Here is a 15,201-nt window from a genome sequence, read left to right as displayed (position 1 = left end):
GGGATTTCAGTGGGTGGGGACGGGGAGTTCGGCGAGGGCTCGGGCGACTGCGGCGGGGTGGACCAGGTGGGGGAAATGGCCGCTGCCCAGGAGTTCGGTGATCTGGACGTCGGGGAGGGCGGTTTCGAGCCAGGTGCGGTAGGTGGGGGCGATGGGGGTGCCCGCGATGTAGTGGTAGGGGGTGCGGGCGGTGTGGATGGCGGTCAGGGTGCGGGTGGTGTTCTCGTCGCTCTGGTCGTTCGGGGTGTGCATGAGGTCGCGCCAGTAGCCGAGGAAGAGGTCCTGTCGCGGATCGGTGGCCGTGCGGACCAGGTGTTGGGCTGATGGTGGCAGTTCGTCGATGTGCATGCCGTCCAGCAGCGTCTTCCAGACGTTCAGGAAGCCGGCACTGTTCAGTTGCGGTTCGGAGCGGCGCAGGAAGTCGGCGAAGCCGCCGGACCGCAACGGCTGATCGATGTTCACCACACCGTTGACCGGATACCGGGCGGCGTAGGCGGTCGCCAGCACCCCGCCGAGCGAGTGACCGGCCACCACGGGGGCGGTCAGGTCGGCCTCGGTGATCGCCTCGTGCAGGACGTCGACGAGTTCGGTGAGTCCGTAGCTGTCGCGGCGCGGTGATTCGCCGTGTCCGGGGAGGTCGAAGGCCACGACCCGGCGGTTCGATCCGGCGAGCGCCAGATCGGCCAGGACCGGTGACCAGTGCCGCCGGTCGAAGGTCAGGCCGTGGAGCAGGACCAGGGCCGGTCGGCCGTCGTCGACGCCGTTGCTGTCGGCCGCCAGATTCCCGTAGCGCATGTGCTGCCTCTCGTTTCGCGTTTATCCGAGAGGCGTAACCGGGCGGGGAACAATTTGTTCGTGGCCCGCGTCACAAGCGCCAGCGGGCCGGGCCGTCCGAGGTGGGTTGGTAGCGGAACCGGTGGCCGCTGCGCAGGGAGGCTCGCAGGTGTGCGCCCGCGAGCGGTGCGATCGACTCGATCCGGGACACCGTCGCCCACAGCGCGCGAGTGGCGTTCACCCGTGCGCGTTCGGCTTCGTTGCTGTGGCCGCGCCGCCGTCCGCCCAATCCGGTGGCGCGCCGCAATTCCGTTACGACAGTGTCGAATTCGGCCTGTGCCCGCGTGGCGCGTTCGCTGTCTCCGGCGCGGTCGGCGGCGTCGAGTTCTGCCTCCAGATGCCGCAGTCGTTGCCGGTAGGCCGCGCGGGCGGTCTCGTCGAGCACCGCGTCGTCGGGCGGTGCGGCCAGGCCCGCGCCGCCGGATACCAGATCGAGCGCTGTGATCTCCTGTCCCGGCGAACTCAGTAGCGTGCGCAGGTAGTGGACGCCTCGGGTGTCGCGCAGTCGCACGGATTCGGGGCCGGCGTCGAGTCGCCAATCCTGCGCGTCGCGAGCGAAACGCCATTCGGTTTCTGCGAGAGGGGAATCGGCTTTCGCCGCGCGCGAAGCTGCCAGCCAGGGCAGTGCGCCGAGGGATTCCGACAGTTCGATCGCCGCGTCGAGGTGGTGTTCCGCGTCGGGTCGGCCTAGGCAGGTCGCGAGCAGGCCGAGGTAGTGGTCGACCGGGCCGGTCACGGTGTTGGCACCGCCCCACACGACGAGTCGACCGCGGTAGGGAAGCAGGGTTTCGTAGAGCGGGGCGGCGGCCGCCGGGACTTCGCAGCGGTAGGCGACGATGGCCAGATCGGCGACCGCGCCGAGCCATCGGGGGCCGGATCCGGCGAGTACAGCCGGTAGCAATCGCGCGAGTTCGAGCGCCGCCTCGGTGGCGTGGCCGGAATCGACCAGCACGCGAGCCACGGTCGCTTCGTAGAAATTTCCCGGCAGACGACGTGCCAGCATGCGCAGTTCCTCGATCCGCGACCCGGCGGTTCCGCGCAGTAGCGCCATGTGGCCGCGAAGTGACGCCACCAAGCGGTCGGTGTCCGCCAGCCCCGCCCGGTGCCCGCGCGCGGTCACCTGCTCGGTAAGTGCCTCGGCCTCCTCGAACCGGCCCCGGATCGTGGCCAGCATCGCCTGCCGGGCCGTCACCATCACCAATCCCGCAGTGTCCCCGGCGAGTTCGGCGGTGTGGGCGTAGGTCGCCAACGTCGCTTCTGCCTGTTCCACGTCGGCCAATTCCATCCTCGACGTGAAAATCCAGAACAGCCCGCGCAGCTCCAGCGTGATGTCACCGGATCGGCGCGCGCACCGGACGATCTCCTGACCGATGTCGAGCCGCTCACCGGCCGCGGCGGGATCCCACACCGCGTGCAGGCGGCTGTCCAGCACCTCGGCGAGCACACCCGGGTCATCGGCGGTCCGTGCCTCGGCGACCGCCCGGTCGGCAAGCTCTCGTCTGCGGGTTGCTGCCGTGGGGTCGGCCAGCAGCTCCCGGGCGAGCCGGGCCAGCGTCCGGACCCGGATCCGCGGCGGCAGCGCGGTCTCGATCGATTCCTCGAGGAGACGGATCAACCCGACGTCCGGCTGGAGGAATTCGGCACGCGACGGACCGTTCAGCGCGAGCGTCAGCACCGCGAGCCGGTCCGCACCGGTCAGTTCGGCGGACAGCGCGTGGGCATGGCCCGGCAGTCCTGAGGACAACAACCACAAACCGTGCACCACCTCGGCTCGCGAATCCGAAAGTGATTCTCCCAGTTCGGCTTCAGTCAAAGAGCGCAACCGTAGCTCGTCCGTCCCGGTGACCGGATGTCGTGCGGCGGCCAGCACGATGGCGTCGGTCGGCAGAGCATCGATGTACGCCTCCGCCTCGTGCTGACCGATGCGATCGAGGTCGTCGATCAGCAGCAGTCGCGGCCTGTCCGCAATGGCGTCCGGGACAGCGACATCCGGTGCCAGCCACGTAACCGGAATCCCCAGGTCATCGGCGAGATCGGCGGCGGCGCACAACAGCGCGGTCCGCCCGGCGCCCGGCGGCCCGGTGACGAGCAGCGGTCTGTTTCCGTTCCTGCTGTCCAGCAGCCCGGCCACCGCGGCCAGTTCCCGCTTGCGCCCGATCAAACGGTCCCGCAGGTGTCGACTCACCCTTTCGAGCGTAGAACAGCCGCCGCCGCGGTCGGTTGCAGCGCCCGCAGTTGCGCGAAAGTCGATGCTGGACTGGCTCATTTCCGAGTCCCGGCGTCCGGATGTATCCATCGAACATCCCGTTCCGACTGACCGTGCCTACTGGGATCGCAACGGCCAGGACGTTATCGACGGACGAGCGCGATCCGGAGGGCGAAAATCTGTGGTGGACAGGCGAATTCGCCGGACATCGGTGCGACGGCGTTCAGGAGGTCGAGGTGGCTGCTTATCCGCGCCGGAGGCGGGTTTCGCCTGCGAGGATCGGGAAGTTCAGGCGGTTGGCCGGAGGTGGGAGGGGGCAGAGGAAGTGGTCGGAGAAGGTGCAAGGGGGGAGGTGGGCGCGGTTGAAGTCGATTTCGGTGTGGCCGTCGGGGGTTGGGGCGGGGAGGGTCAGGAAGCGGAAGCGTTGGGTTTGTTGGCCGTTCGTGGTGTCGGCGAAGACGATTTGTAGGCCGCCGTCGGGGGTTCGAGTGCCTTCGAGGGTGATGTTTCGAGCGTTGAGGGTCAGGTGGATGGCGGATCCGGTGTTCTCGCTGACGAAGCCGTCGATGTGTTCGAGTTGTAGTGGGGCCGAGGTGGTTTCGCGTATGCCGGATACCGCCCAGGTCGGGTCGTAGGCGAATGTGTCGATGCCGAGCAGGTCGCTGCGGGTGGCGGCGTGGGGGTCGAAGACGCGTAGGGCAATTTGTCCTGCGCGAATGATGGTGCGTAGCAGCAGGTTTCCGATTCGGTGTTCCTCGCCGGGGGCGAGCGCGAGGTGGAAATCCGGGGCGGTGCCGACTGCGCGGCCGTCGGATGCGATCCACTCGCCGGGGACGCCGTCGATGTGCAGCGGTTGTGGGTCCAGCCAGTGGGTTCCGATCAGGGCGGCAGGGCCGTAGGGGGCGGTGGCCAGGGCGTCGCGTTCGTCGCGCCAGTGCTGCCAGTCGGTGTGGCGGGTTTGTGCTGAAGTGGTCACGAATCTTCCCTTTCGTTGCGGGCGGGACGGCGGCGGCCGGGGACGGCCGCCAGCAGCCGCCGGGTGTAGTCGTCGGCCGGATCGCGGAAAATGGTTGCGGTGGAGCCGGATTCGACCACACGGCCCTGATCGAAGACCGATACCGTGTGCGCGATGCGGGCCACCACGGCGAGGTCGTGCGAGACGAACAGGTAGGTCAGGCCGAGTTCGGTTTGCAGGTCGGTGAGCAGGTCGAGGATCTGTCCCTGGACCGAGACGTCGAGCGCGGAGACCGGCTCGTCGAGCAGGACGACGTCCGGTCGCAACGCCAGCGCCCGCGCGATCGCCACGCGCTGACGTTGGCCGCCGGACAGTTCGGCGGGCAGCCGGTCCAGGAACGTCCGCGGCAGCCCCACCTGGTCCAGCAGTTCCGCGGCGCGGGCCCGACGCGTGGTGCGGTCGCCGACCCGGAACGACACCAGCGGCTCGATGACGCTCTCGCGCACCGTGAATCGCGGGTCCAGGGAGGCGAAAGGATTCTGGTGCACCAGCTGGAAGCGTTGTCGCAGTGGACGAATCCGCCGCCACGACATCCCGCCGATATCACGGCCGTCGAAACGTACAGTGCCACTGGTTGGTTCGGCCAGCCCCATGGCGATGCGCAACGCGGTCGTCTTCCCCGAACCCGACTCGCCCACGATGGCATGTGTGCGTCCCGGTGCGACCCGCACCGACACCTCGTCCAACGCCACCACCGAACCACCCCGCCGGGACGCGAAACGCTTTGTCACCGAGTCGAGTTCGATGATCGGCCCGGCCGGATCGACCTGCGCGGCCGGTACCTCGAAGCGCGGCCGCAGCACCCCGCCGTCGGCCAGCGCGGGCGCTGCGGCGATCAGCCGCCGCGTATACGCATTGGCCGAGTCGACGAGAATATCTGCGGCGGAACCCGATTCGACGATCCGACCCTGATGCATCACCACGACACGGTCGGCGCGATCGGCCGCCACGGCCAGATCGTGAGTGATGATCAGCAGCGCCGTGCCGCTCTCCCGCACCAGCGACTCGAGATGGTCCAGGATGCGTGCCTGTACGGTGACATCCAGCGCACTCGTGGGTTCGTCCGCGATGATCACCTCCGGCTCACCCGCCAGCGCGATCGCGATCAGCACCCGTTGCCGCTGGCCGCCGGACAATTCGTGCGGATAGCGTTGGGCGCGCCGCTCGGGATCGTCGAGTCCCGCCTTGCGCAGGATCTCGATGACCTCGGTTCGCACCCGGGGACCGCGCACGCCGCGCAGCCGCACGGCCTCGGCGACCTGGAGGCCGACTCGCTGCGTCGGATTCAGTCCGACCATCGGATCCTGCGGAATCAACGCGACCGTCGATCCTCGTAGTGAGCGCACCGATTTCTCTCGGGCACAAGCGATGTCGACACCCGCGACCCGGATCGATCCGTCGGTGATCCGGCCGTTGTCGGGCAGCAGGCCGATGATCGCGTGCGCGGTGGTGGACTTGCCGGAGCCGGATTCGCCTACCAGAGCGACGATTTCGCCCGGACGGATGTCCAGGGAGACATCGTGCACCGCCGGAACCATCGCACCGTCGTGCAGGTATCCGGCATGCAGCGCCGACACCTCGACGATCGGTGTGCCGGTCCGCACCCGGTCCGCGGTCGCCCGCGTCATCGCCGCACCTGCTGAAGGGTTTTGGCGATGTGATTGAGCGACAACACGGTCACCACCACCATCGCCCCTGGTAGCAGTGACACCCACGGTGCGGTCAGCAGATAGTTGCGGCCACCCGCGATCAGCGATCCCCATTCGGCTCGCGGCGGCGCGGCCCCGAATCCCAGAAAGCTCAGTGCCGCAACGGAAATAATCGCGGTGCCGAACTCCAGTACGGCCAGGCCCGAGACCGGCCCCCAGGAATTCGGCAGGATGTGCCGGATCAGGACCCGCGGCCAGCCGGCGCCCCCGGCGCGAGCGGCCTCCACATACGGCAATGTCTTGACGCGCAACACTTCCGCGCGAGTCGTACGGGCGAAACCGGGAACCGTCGCGATCCCGACCGCGATCGCCACCGGCACGGTGCCGAAACCCAGCGCGGTGACGATCGCCAGCGCCAGCAGCAATCCCGGAATCGCCAGTTGCACATCGATACTCCGCATCACCACGGCATCCACCCGGCCGCCGAAGAACCCGGAGATCACCCCGAACACCAGCCCGGCGCACAGTGCGATGCCGATCGCGATGAGTGCGGCCCGCACGGTCAGTTCGGAGCCGTACAGCGTGCGGGCCCACAGGTCGCGGCCGACGTCGTCGGTGCCGAAAAGGTGTGTGGCACTTGGCTCGCGCAGGCGCAGCGCCGGTTCGGTGGCATACGGATCGGTCGAGGTGAACAGTGACGGCACGAAGGCCGTCACGATCACGAAGACGACGAATACGGTCGCCAGCGTGAATCCGGGTCGGCGGAACAGGCGCAGCGCCGAATGCGTGCGGCGGACACGGCGCGGCCGGGTGCTGTCCTCCGGCGGTGCGGCCACCTCGGATTCGGCCGCCGTCACGGTCTGTACCATTTCAGTCTCCCTCGGCCGTCGCGCTGTGGGTGATCCGCGGATCCAGCAGCGGATACAGCAGATCGATGAGCAGATTCACCAGGACGAACCCGGCCGCGGCGAGCACCACGATCGCCTGCACCACCGGAACGTCCTTGACCAGCACCGATTCCTGCGCGAGGCGGCCGATCCCGTTGCGGTTGAACACAGTTTCCACGACGATCGAACTGGTCACGGTCACCCCGATGAGCAGCCCCGCGATGGTCAGCGTCGGCAGCGCGGCATTGCGCAGCGCGTGCCGCAACTGCACCTGACCGCGCGAGAGCCCCTTCGCGCGGGCGGTGACGATGTACTGCTCGCGCAGGGTGTCCTGAAAACTGCGGCCCAGCACCTGGGCCAGTTGCGCGGCGGCGGGCAGCGCCATCGTGATCACCGGCAGGACCAGATGTCTCCAGTCGCCCGTTCCCGCCGACGGCAGCCACCCCAGTTCGAACGAAAAGTATTGGATCAGTGCGAGTCCCACCAGGAACGTCGGCACTGCGACACCCAACGCGGGCAGCCGATCCAACAGCACCTGTAGCGGCCGAACGCGAACGAACGCCGCGAGATAGGCGACCCCGGTGCCGAGCAGCACGGCCAGCAGACCGGCGATCGCGCTCAGTATCAGCGTGCCGCCGATCCGGTCACCGATCAGCTGGGCGACCGGAACGTGTTTGGCGATCGAGGTACCGAAGTCACCGTGTATCGCTCCGGTCAGCAGCGTCCAGTACTGGTCGAGTACCGGGCGGTCCAGACCGTATCGAGCTTTCGCCGCGTCGAGCTGTTGCGTTGTCAGGGAATCGGTTTCGATCCCGGCGGCACTGAGCTGAATCGACACCGGGTCACTCGGCAGCAGATACAGCACGACGAAGGTGACCGTGAACGCCGCCCACAGCACCACCACCGCCTGCGCGAGCCGTCCGGCGAGATACCGGATCACGGTTGGATCCAGACGTCACGCAGGTCCAGGAAACTTTCGGAGGTGAATCGGAAACCGTTGACCCGGTTGCGAATTCCCGCGTATTGCACCCGTTCGAACAGCGGGAAGGTGACGCTCTCGTCGATCAGCGTGCTCTGGAGTCGCCCGTAGATGTCCTGGCGTTGGGCCGGATCGGTGGTTCGCACCGCGCGGGCGAACAGATCGGCGATGCGGGCCGCGGTTTCGGGCTGCTGCGCGTTGCGTGCGAGTGCCTTCGAATTCGCCAGTGCCGCAACGAGAATGAATTGCAGCGCGCCGGGATCCGCACGGGTGAAATAGGTTCCGATGAGGTCGTACTGGCCGTTGGCGGTGATCGCCGACCGTTCGGCGGCGGTGATCACCTTCAGTTGCAGATCGATCCCGACCTTGCGCAATTGATCCTGCAACAGTTCCGAGCCGATGCTGGCGGGTTCGACGGTCAGGGTCAGGGACAGCCGTTTGCCGTCCTTGGTGCGGTACTGCTCGCCGGGGGGCAGGCGCCAGCCCGCCGCGTCCAGGATGCGTCCGGCCTCGGTGGGGTCGTAGTTCAGTTTCGCGGCCTGCGTCGCGAAGTACGGTGTGGTCTTGTCGAACGCGCCCGCCACGGCCGGGTAGTCCGCTCCGAAAACCGTTGTGCCGAGCGTCTTCACGTCGATCGCGTGGTACAGCGCGCGGCGGATCTCGTTGTCGGCGAGCGGATGTCCGGCCGACACGTTCGGGAACAGCGCGTACGACACCCCGGGCAGCGAACGCGAACGCAGATAGGCCCCCGAACGCGTGATCAGGTCCCGATCCTCGACGGTGAAAGGGTTACGCGGCCAAGCGATGTCGATCTGCCCGCTGACCAGATCGCCGGTGCGCACACTGTCCTCGGCGATATAGCTGACCTTGATCTTGTCGAGATACGCCGCGCCGGTGTTCTTCGCCAGCGGTGAGGCCCAATGGTAACCGGCCCGGCGGCTCAGCGTCACACCCTGTCCGGGGGTGTAGTTGTCGAGGGTGAACGGGCCGGTTCCGGAGATGCCGCCGAGGCAGCGCTGCTGCGGGGTCAGGCGTAGCGATGCCGGGGACAGCAGGGCCAGGTTCGTTGTCGAAGTCGCTTGCAGGAAGGACGAATTCGGCTGATCGAAGTGGAATCGGACAGTTTTGGCGTCGACGGCCTCGGCCGATTGCAGGCCCTGAATGTAGCTGGTGCCGTACGCGCTGCCGCCGGAATCGCGGCTCTCGGTCAGGAACGCGTCGAAGTTGGCCTTGACCGCGGCGGCGTCCAGGGGCGCGCCATCGGAGAAGGTGACGCCGTCGCGCAGGGTGAAGGTGTAGTCGAGCCCGTCCGGGCTGATCTGCCAGCCGGTGGCCAGCCACGGCACGATCTCGCCGGTGTCGGGATTCTGGTCGGTGAGCGAGTCGGTGAAGTTGCGGATCAGGGTGCGATGTTCGATCCAGTAGGTCTGGAACGGGTCGATGCAGGCGAAGGCGGCATTGTCGGGAAAGAACGCGAGGTTCAGGGTTCCCCCGCGTACGGGTGGTTTTCCCGCTCCGCTGGGGCCGCTGGGCTGGTCGGCCCCGCCGCAGGCGGTCGCCAGCAGGGTCAGCACGGCGGCGGCCGCGGCGGCGGTCCTGCGCAGCACGCGGAACGTGGTCGGCATAACGGCGGATTCCTCGGGTGTGGGCCGGAACATGCTGTCCCGGTGGGAAATTCGGATGAATGTGCTTATCGGCCGGGGTGTGCGCGTAGTGCCGCTCGTCCCGCGGCCAGCAGGACCGTGTCCTCCTGCGGCGGATGCACGCGCACACACAGCACATCGCGCAGATGACGCTCCAACGGGTGGTGGCGGGTCAGCGCCGCATTGCCCAGGGCCGCGACGGCGGTCTGCACGGCGGTGGTCACCGCACGGGCGATCAGCATCTTGATCAGCGAAAGATGCTCCGACGCAATGATTTCCCCGGACTCGATGCGTCGCAATATGCCTTCGAGCAGCGTTTCGGCCTGCACGATCTGCGCCTCGATCTCGCCCGCGACGGTACGGATGCGGTCGGTGTCGGCGATCGGGTGGCCGAGTGCGGCCGGAACTCGGGTGCGGGCGAAGTCGGCGAACGCGCTACGCGCCGCACGGGCCACTCCGACATACAGCGCGACGTGACCGAACGAGGTCGGGCCGGCGGCTGCGGCCGGGTCGCGGTAGACGCCGTCCCGGAACGGGATCTCGATCAGATTCTCCGACGGCACAACAATATTCGCGTACGTGACATCGTGTGTGTTGGAGGCGCGCAGGCCGAGATGATCCCAGGTGTCGTGCCAGGTGATGCCGTCGGAATCGGCGGGCACGATGAAATGTCCCACCCGGACCGGGTCCTCGTCGGTGCGTGCCCAGACCAGATGGTAGGCCAGCGCCGCGCCGCCAGTGGCGAAGCTCTTGCGGCCGTTGATGATCCACCCTTCGGGGGTGCGGTGCGCGATCGTCGCGGGCAGGCCGCCACGGGCCGGAGCGCCCAGCTCGGGCTCGGCGCGGATGACGTTCACCAGCGTCGGCCGCTCCGCCGAGCGGTGGACCAGTTCGGTGTAGAGGGCCTCGGGCCAGCTGTTGTTCACCGCTTGTGCCTGGTGAGTGGCCAGCGTGTTGGCGGCGATCAGCGCCACCGATGGATCGCCCTCGCCGATCGCGGCCAGGATCCGAACCACCTCACGATGGGCCAGTTCAGGCCCGCCGTAGCGTTCGGCCACGGTCGCGGTCAGGTATCCGCCGCGATGCGCCGCCGCCAGTCCGGCTTCCGGAATCGCGGCACTGCGATCGTATTGTGCTGCCGTGGTGGCGATTTCGGCGGTCAGTGCGGCCAGGGCATGCGGTGAGGTGCCCGGTACGAGCAGTGTGGGCCGACCGGTGATCGTGGTCACGGGTGGCCTGCCGAGGCGAGAGCGCCGGGGTGATTCGCCTGCAACGCGCCGCGTTGTCCGGTCGCCTTGCGGTGTGCCAGTTCCTGGCGGACCAGCGGCAGGATGTAGCGCCCATAGTCGATGACGTCGTTGAGGGTGTCGTAGCCGCGGATGGATACCAGGCTCGCACCCAGATCGATGTAGTCCAGGATCGCCGCGGCCACCGTCTCCGGGCTTCCCACCAGCGCCGTCGATGCGCCGAGACCATTGGTGGCGGCCGCGGTCCGGGTCCACAGCGCGCGGTCGTACACCTCCTGGCGGCCCGCGAATTCCAGCGCTCGCTGCGAGCCGACGTTCTGCGGCGCGCTCTTCTCGCGCTTGTGGTAGGCGCCGGTTTCGAAGGTGCGGGAGATCCGCTCGACGTAGTCGCGGGCCTTGGCCCACGCCAGGTCGTCGGTGCGGTCGGTGATGGGGCGGAAGGTCACCCAGATGCGCGGCCGGTCGGTGCGTCCGGCGGCCGCGGCGATCGCGTTCACCCGTTCGATCTGAGTTCTGATGTCCGCCAAGGGTTCTCCCCAGAACGAGAAGATGTCGGCCTTGGTTCCGCCGATCTCGAACGCGGCATCGGACTGTCCGCCGATGGAGATCGGGATCGGCGCCGCGTACGGCGGGAAGCCGGGGCCGAAGCCGTCGAACCGGTAGTGCGCTCCCGCGTGCGAGAACGCCTCGGGCTCGGACCAGGAGCGGCGCAGCACGTCGATGAATTCGCTTGTGCGCGCGTATCTCTCGGTCTTCGGCAGATAGTCGCCCTGGCGTGCCTGCTCGGCGTCGTTGCCGCCGGAGATCAGGTGCACCACCGCCCGGCCCTCGGTCAGCTGGTCGAGGGTGGCGAGTTGCTGGGCCGCGACGGTCGGGAACACCGTATTCGGACGGACCGCCACGATCGGCTTGAGCTGGTCGCTGAGTTGCCCGACCGCCGAGGCCAGCACGAACGAATCGGCGCTGCCGGAGCCGTAGGGCAGCAGGGTCAGATCGAATCCGCCGTCCTCCAGGGCCCGCACGTAGCGGCGGATGAACGGCAGATCGATGCCCCGGGAGGGGATCGGCTCGAGTTCGGTCGAGGCGGTGGTGTGGGTCAGGCTGATGAATTCGACCTCGGGGGACGCGGTGGCGGGCAGCGCGTCCGGGCCGGACTCGACGGTCATGATCTTCCTCTCGGGCCGAACGGGTCGCCGGATGGCGGCGAAGAAATCGTGTCGAGAATCGCTCGACAGGTCGCAATAGTAGGGAGGCCGTCCGATCCGAACCAGGGTTCGGCGCGCGGATTTCAATTCGTATCGCCGATAACAACCGATAGTCGAAAGATGTTCGGGCTATTTATGATCCGGCAGATTCAAAGCGTATTCAGCGGGCCGCGGATGCGTTTGGATGCGTGGAGATCTCCGGTCGATCCGAGGTGGCGAGAACATATGGCAGATCCGCTGGACCTGACCCATCTGCGTACGCTGGTGGCCATCGCCGACACGGGTGGTTTCCGGCGCGCGGCCGACGCCCTGCACCTGAGCCAGCCGACGATCAGCCAGCACATCCGCCTGCTGGAGAAGCGTTTGAAACTGTCGCTGGTGGAAAAGGATGGCCGGAGTTCACGTTTCACCGCGGACGGGGAACGGCTGGTGGTCGAGGCGCGGAAACTGTTGACCGCGCACGATGAAATGCTCGCGCGATTCCTGCCCTCGGATCTGCGGCGTATCACGGTCGGTTCGACCGAACACGCCGCCGACGGGTTGCTGCCGGAATTGCTCGGCATGCTGCGGGCGGCCTATCCGGATGTGCGCCTGCATTTCCGGATCGATCGTTCGACGACACTCACCGAAGCGGTGGGCAGGGGCACCTTGGATCTCGCGGTGGTGCTGGGTGGTAACGGGGAACCGGTCGGGGTGGAGGTGGGGGAGCTCGGATTGCGCTGGGTTGCCGGGCCGGGGTGGCAGCTGCCGCGGCGGCCGGGGCCGATCTCGCTGGTGGCGTTCGAGGAGCCCTGCGGGTTGCGGCGGCGCGCGGTGCACAAGCTCACCGAGTTGGGGTACGAGGTCGCGGTGACCGCCGAGTCCGGAGGTCTCGACGGTGTGCTGGCCGCGGCGAAGGCCGGGTTGGGAATTGCGTTGCTGCCCTTCCATTCCGGGGTGCCGAACGGGATCGCGGAGGTGGTGGGCCTGCCCGCGGTCGGGTCGGTGGATGTGCGGTTGGTGACCCGGCGTGGGCTGGGCGCGGATATCGAGGGTTCGGCGGTCGAGGTGATCACCGCGCACTATCGGTCCGTTGCCGGGCGTCGGCTGCGTGGGGTGGCGTGAGGGTTACAGCGCCTTACCCGGGTTGAACAGGCCGTTCGGGTCCAGTGCGTGACGGATCGACTGCTGTGTGCGCAGTGCGGTGGGGCCCTGCTCGCGTGCGAGCCATGCTCGTTTCAGCACGCCGACGCCGTGTTCCCCGGTGATCGTTCCGCCCAATTCCAGTGCGGTGGCGAAGATTTCGTCCGCGGCGGCTACGGCGCGAGTATAGGCGTCCGGGTCGTCGGCGGGGACCACGATGATCGGATGCAGGTTTCCGTCTCCGGCGTGGCCGAAGGTGTTGATGCGGCTGCGGTGTCGGGCCGCTGTCTCGGTGATCCGCCGGACCGCGGTGGCGATGCGCGAGCGGGGGACGACGATGTCCTCGATCAGTACTCGGCCGTGTCGTTCCAGGGCGGGTAGTGCGGCCCGGCGCACCGCCAGCAGTTCGGCCGCCGCGTCGGGGTCGCTGCCGGTGCGCACGCGAGATGTGAACTCGCCGAACGTCTTCGCGACGATGTCGGCCTCGGCGCGGGCACCGAAACCATCGGTCTGCGCGACCACGAACGCACCGGCCGACTCCCCGCGCACCCCGAGCAGATCCTGTGCCTCGCGCAGTGACGACTCGTCCAGCAGTTCGAGCATGGCCGGTCGCACGCGCGCGGCCAGGACCGCGGCGCAGGCGGCGGCGGCCGATTCGACATCGTCGAAGTAGGCGGCGATGGTGATGGTGTCGATCGGTACGGGCCGCAGTCGCACGGTCGCGGCCACGATGACGCCCAGGATTCCCTCCGAACCGGTGAACAGACTCGTGAGGTCCAGTCCCGCAACGCCTTTCGCGGTGCGTCGGCCGGTATGCAGCAGCTGCCCGTCGGCCAGGACGACGTCCAGGCCCAGTGTGGCATCGCCCGTCACCCCGTACTTCACGCAACGCAGCCCACCGGCGTTGGTGGCGATATTGCCCCCGATGGTCGAGATTGCGGTGCTCGCCGGATCCGGGGTGTAGCGCAGTCCGTGCCGATGCGCCGCGGCGTCGAGCACCGCCGCACTGACCCCCGCCTCGACCACCGCGACCTCGTCGTCCGCCGCGATTTCCAGGATCCGATTCAGCCCGCTGACATCGAGGATCAATGACCCCGCACCCGCCGCGGCCCCGCCGGCCAGCCCACTACCGCCCCCGCGCACCACCACCGACAACCCCGCCCCCGCAGCCGCCACCACCGCCCGACGCACGTCATCGACATCCGCCGCCAGCACCAACACCTCCGGCTCCCCCGCCGCCACGTACCCGGACCTGTCCGTGCGATAGACCTCCGGAATATCCCCGCCCCGCAACACCTTTCCGGTGAACGCCCGTATTTCGTCAGTGGGCAGTGCCATTCGTGTGCTCCCGGGTCGCTCGCTGACTACCGAGTCCCATCCTCGCGCACCACCCTGGCCATCGGGAGACCTCGATTGATCGAAATCCCTTATGTATCAGGTGAAACCGACAGCAGCGATTGCGATCCCGATCCCGATCCCGGCGGTCGAGGCATCGCAGATCGTTGCGACCGGCGAACCGATCAGTGGAAGCGTCGCAGTGCGTCGACGATCTTGCCGACTTCCTCCGTAGCGGCGGTGGCGATCGAGATCATCCTGTTCGCTATCGCGTTCATGCCCACTCGTTCCACTTCGGCCTGCCCCCGAGCCTGGTCTCGTTGTCATCGGTCAGTCGAATCGACACGGCAATGGTGGTACCAACATGCGGGTTGCTCCATCGGCTCGGAGGCGGCTGGTTGCAAAGAGTTCTGAACGTATTCAGAATAGTGTTATGTCGACAGAGGTGCAGTGGAGCGAGTTGCAGCGGGATCCGAAGAGTGTGGCTGCGTTGGCCGATCAGGGGGATGTGCGGGTTCGTAGACGCGACGGTGCACCGTTGTTGCTGATTCGTGAAGACCGGGCGCAGGCGCAGTCGGAGGGTGCCGTCATCGCGGCGCGGGCGCTGCGGAACATTGCCATGCATCTGTCGCCGAAAGTGGCTGCGAGCGGGTTGGTGGACGAGTTTCCGTGGGTCGATTGCCTGCCGGAATCCGCTCAACGCCAGTTCGTGCTGGACTTCGTTCGGGCTTTTCAAGCGTCCGCCGAGCTGGAGCAGTGGTCGATTCTGGCGCAGACGATCACCGAATGGCGCAGTACCGCCGCAATCCACGCGGACCCGGTGTTGTCACAGCAGTTGCGCGGGCCCATCGATGACGACTTCGGGCCTGTCCCCGCGCCGACGGAGGGCTGAGCATGTCGGCCAAACGTGGGGACAGGGTTGCTCCGCCAGCTCGGCCGGGGCATTGGGAGGCGCGGTTCGCGACGTCCGATGCGGCGAAGGGCTGGGAAGATCTCTGTCGCGTAGCGCGGTCGAATACGTGGGAAGCGTGGATCGTGGTGACCGAGCGCCCCACAACTCCCGAGAATCCGGCGCGCCA

The 15,201-nt window shown here is 67.7% G+C and carries 12 protein-coding genes; 2 read left to right on the top strand and 10 right to left on the bottom strand.

Features of this window, described 5'->3' with window-relative positions:
* Positions 1 to 6: 6 nt before the first annotated feature.
* From NRB20_RS29130 to NRB20_RS29090, 9 genes are all read right to left on the bottom strand, one after another.
* Positions 7 to 795: an alpha/beta fold hydrolase gene (locus NRB20_RS29130; protein ID WP_153414616.1), complete on the bottom strand. Its 789-nt coding sequence runs from the start codon at positions 793 to 795 to the stop codon at positions 7 to 9.
* 70 nt (positions 796 to 865) lie between these two features.
* Positions 866 to 3,019, bottom strand: coding sequence for a hypothetical protein (locus NRB20_RS29125; protein WP_153414615.1), 2,154 nt, complete (start codon positions 3,017 to 3,019; stop codon positions 866 to 868).
* Between the two features lie 265 nt (positions 3,020 to 3,284).
* Positions 3,285 to 4,016, bottom strand: a complete 732-nt coding sequence (locus NRB20_RS39390; protein ID WP_319945537.1) for a DUF1684 domain-containing protein — start codon at positions 4,014 to 4,016, stop codon at positions 3,285 to 3,287.
* The gene (locus tag NRB20_RS29115; protein WP_153414614.1) at positions 4,013 to 5,683 is read right to left on the bottom strand and encodes a dipeptide ABC transporter ATP-binding protein; all 1,671 of its coding nucleotides are present in this window, start codon (positions 5,681 to 5,683) and stop codon (positions 4,013 to 4,015) included. The genes NRB20_RS39390 and NRB20_RS29115 overlap by 4 nt, the downstream gene beginning before the upstream one ends.
* Positions 5,680 to 6,573, bottom strand: coding sequence for an ABC transporter permease (locus NRB20_RS29110; RefSeq protein WP_153414613.1), 894 nt, complete (start codon positions 6,571 to 6,573; stop codon positions 5,680 to 5,682). The genes NRB20_RS29115 and NRB20_RS29110 overlap by 4 nt, the downstream gene beginning before the upstream one ends.
* A gap of 1 nt (position 6,574) precedes the next feature.
* Entirely contained in the window at positions 6,575 to 7,531 is a 957-nt protein-coding gene (locus NRB20_RS29105; RefSeq protein ID WP_319945536.1) for an ABC transporter permease, read from the bottom strand.
* On the bottom strand, positions 7,528 to 9,195 hold the full coding sequence (locus NRB20_RS29100) for an ABC transporter substrate-binding protein (RefSeq protein ID WP_153414611.1): 1,668 nt from the start codon (positions 9,193 to 9,195) through the stop codon (positions 7,528 to 7,530). The genes NRB20_RS29105 and NRB20_RS29100 overlap by 4 nt, the downstream gene beginning before the upstream one ends.
* A 65-nt stretch (positions 9,196 to 9,260) precedes the next feature.
* The gene (locus NRB20_RS29095) at positions 9,261 to 10,442 is read right to left on the bottom strand and encodes an acyl-CoA dehydrogenase family protein (protein ID WP_319945535.1); all 1,182 of its coding nucleotides are present in this window, start codon (positions 10,440 to 10,442) and stop codon (positions 9,261 to 9,263) included.
* Positions 10,439 to 11,626 (bottom strand): LLM class flavin-dependent oxidoreductase, encoded by a 1,188-nt coding sequence (locus tag NRB20_RS29090; RefSeq protein ID WP_153414610.1) that lies wholly within the window; start codon positions 11,624 to 11,626, stop codon positions 10,439 to 10,441. The genes NRB20_RS29095 and NRB20_RS29090 overlap by 4 nt, the downstream gene beginning before the upstream one ends.
* 264 nt (positions 11,627 to 11,890) lie before the next feature.
* Here NRB20_RS29090 and NRB20_RS29085 point away from each other — a divergent pair, with 264 nt between their 5' ends.
* Positions 11,891 to 12,769 carry a LysR family transcriptional regulator gene (locus tag NRB20_RS29085; RefSeq protein ID WP_153414609.1) on the top strand — a complete coding sequence of 293 codons (879 nt, stop codon included), beginning with the start codon at positions 11,891 to 11,893 and terminating at the stop codon, positions 12,767 to 12,769.
* A gap of 3 nt (positions 12,770 to 12,772) precedes the next feature.
* Here the strand turns inward: NRB20_RS29085 and NRB20_RS29080 are convergent, their stop codons facing one another.
* On the bottom strand, positions 12,773 to 14,125 hold the full coding sequence (locus NRB20_RS29080) for an FAD-binding oxidoreductase (protein ID WP_153414608.1): 1,353 nt from the start codon (positions 14,123 to 14,125) through the stop codon (positions 12,773 to 12,775).
* A gap of 487 nt (positions 14,126 to 14,612) precedes the next feature.
* On the opposite strand from NRB20_RS29080, the gene NRB20_RS29075 reads away from it, so the two are divergent.
* Positions 14,613 to 15,014, top strand: a complete 402-nt coding sequence (locus tag NRB20_RS29075) for a hypothetical protein (protein ID WP_153414607.1) — start codon at positions 14,613 to 14,615, stop codon at positions 15,012 to 15,014.
* Positions 15,015 to 15,201: the final 187 nt, after the last annotated feature.

Source organism: Nocardia macrotermitis, from assembly GCF_009604405.1.
In the GTDB taxonomy this organism is placed as follows: Bacteria; Actinomycetota; Actinomycetes; order Mycobacteriales; family Mycobacteriaceae; genus Nocardia; species Nocardia macrotermitis.
The sequence above is the reverse complement of the archived record's forward strand: the minus strand, read 5'-3'. Positions and strand labels throughout refer to the sequence as shown.

Excerpts from the sequence above, each read along its gene's own strand:
- NRB20_RS29130 (WP_153414616.1), bottom strand. The coding sequence starts at position 795 with ATGCGCTACGGGAATCTGGCGGCCGACAGCAACGGCGTCGACGACGGC.
- NRB20_RS29115 (WP_153414614.1), bottom strand. The coding sequence starts at position 5,683 with ATGACGCGGGCGACCGCGGACCGGGTGCGGACCGGCACACCGATCGTC.
- NRB20_RS29110 (WP_153414613.1), bottom strand. The coding sequence starts at position 6,573 with ATGGTACAGACCGTGACGGCGGCCGAATCCGAGGTGGCCGCACCGCCG.
- NRB20_RS29100 (WP_153414611.1), bottom strand. The coding sequence starts at position 9,195 with ATGCCGACCACGTTCCGCGTGCTGCGCAGGACCGCCGCCGCGGCCGCC.
- NRB20_RS29090 (WP_153414610.1), bottom strand. The coding sequence starts at position 11,626 with ATGACCGTCGAGTCCGGCCCGGACGCGCTGCCCGCCACCGCGTCCCCC.
- NRB20_RS29085 (WP_153414609.1), top strand. The coding sequence starts at position 11,891 with ATGGCAGATCCGCTGGACCTGACCCATCTGCGTACGCTGGTGGCCATC.
- NRB20_RS29080 (WP_153414608.1), bottom strand. The coding sequence starts at position 14,125 with ATGGCACTGCCCACTGACGAAATACGGGCGTTCACCGGAAAGGTGTTG.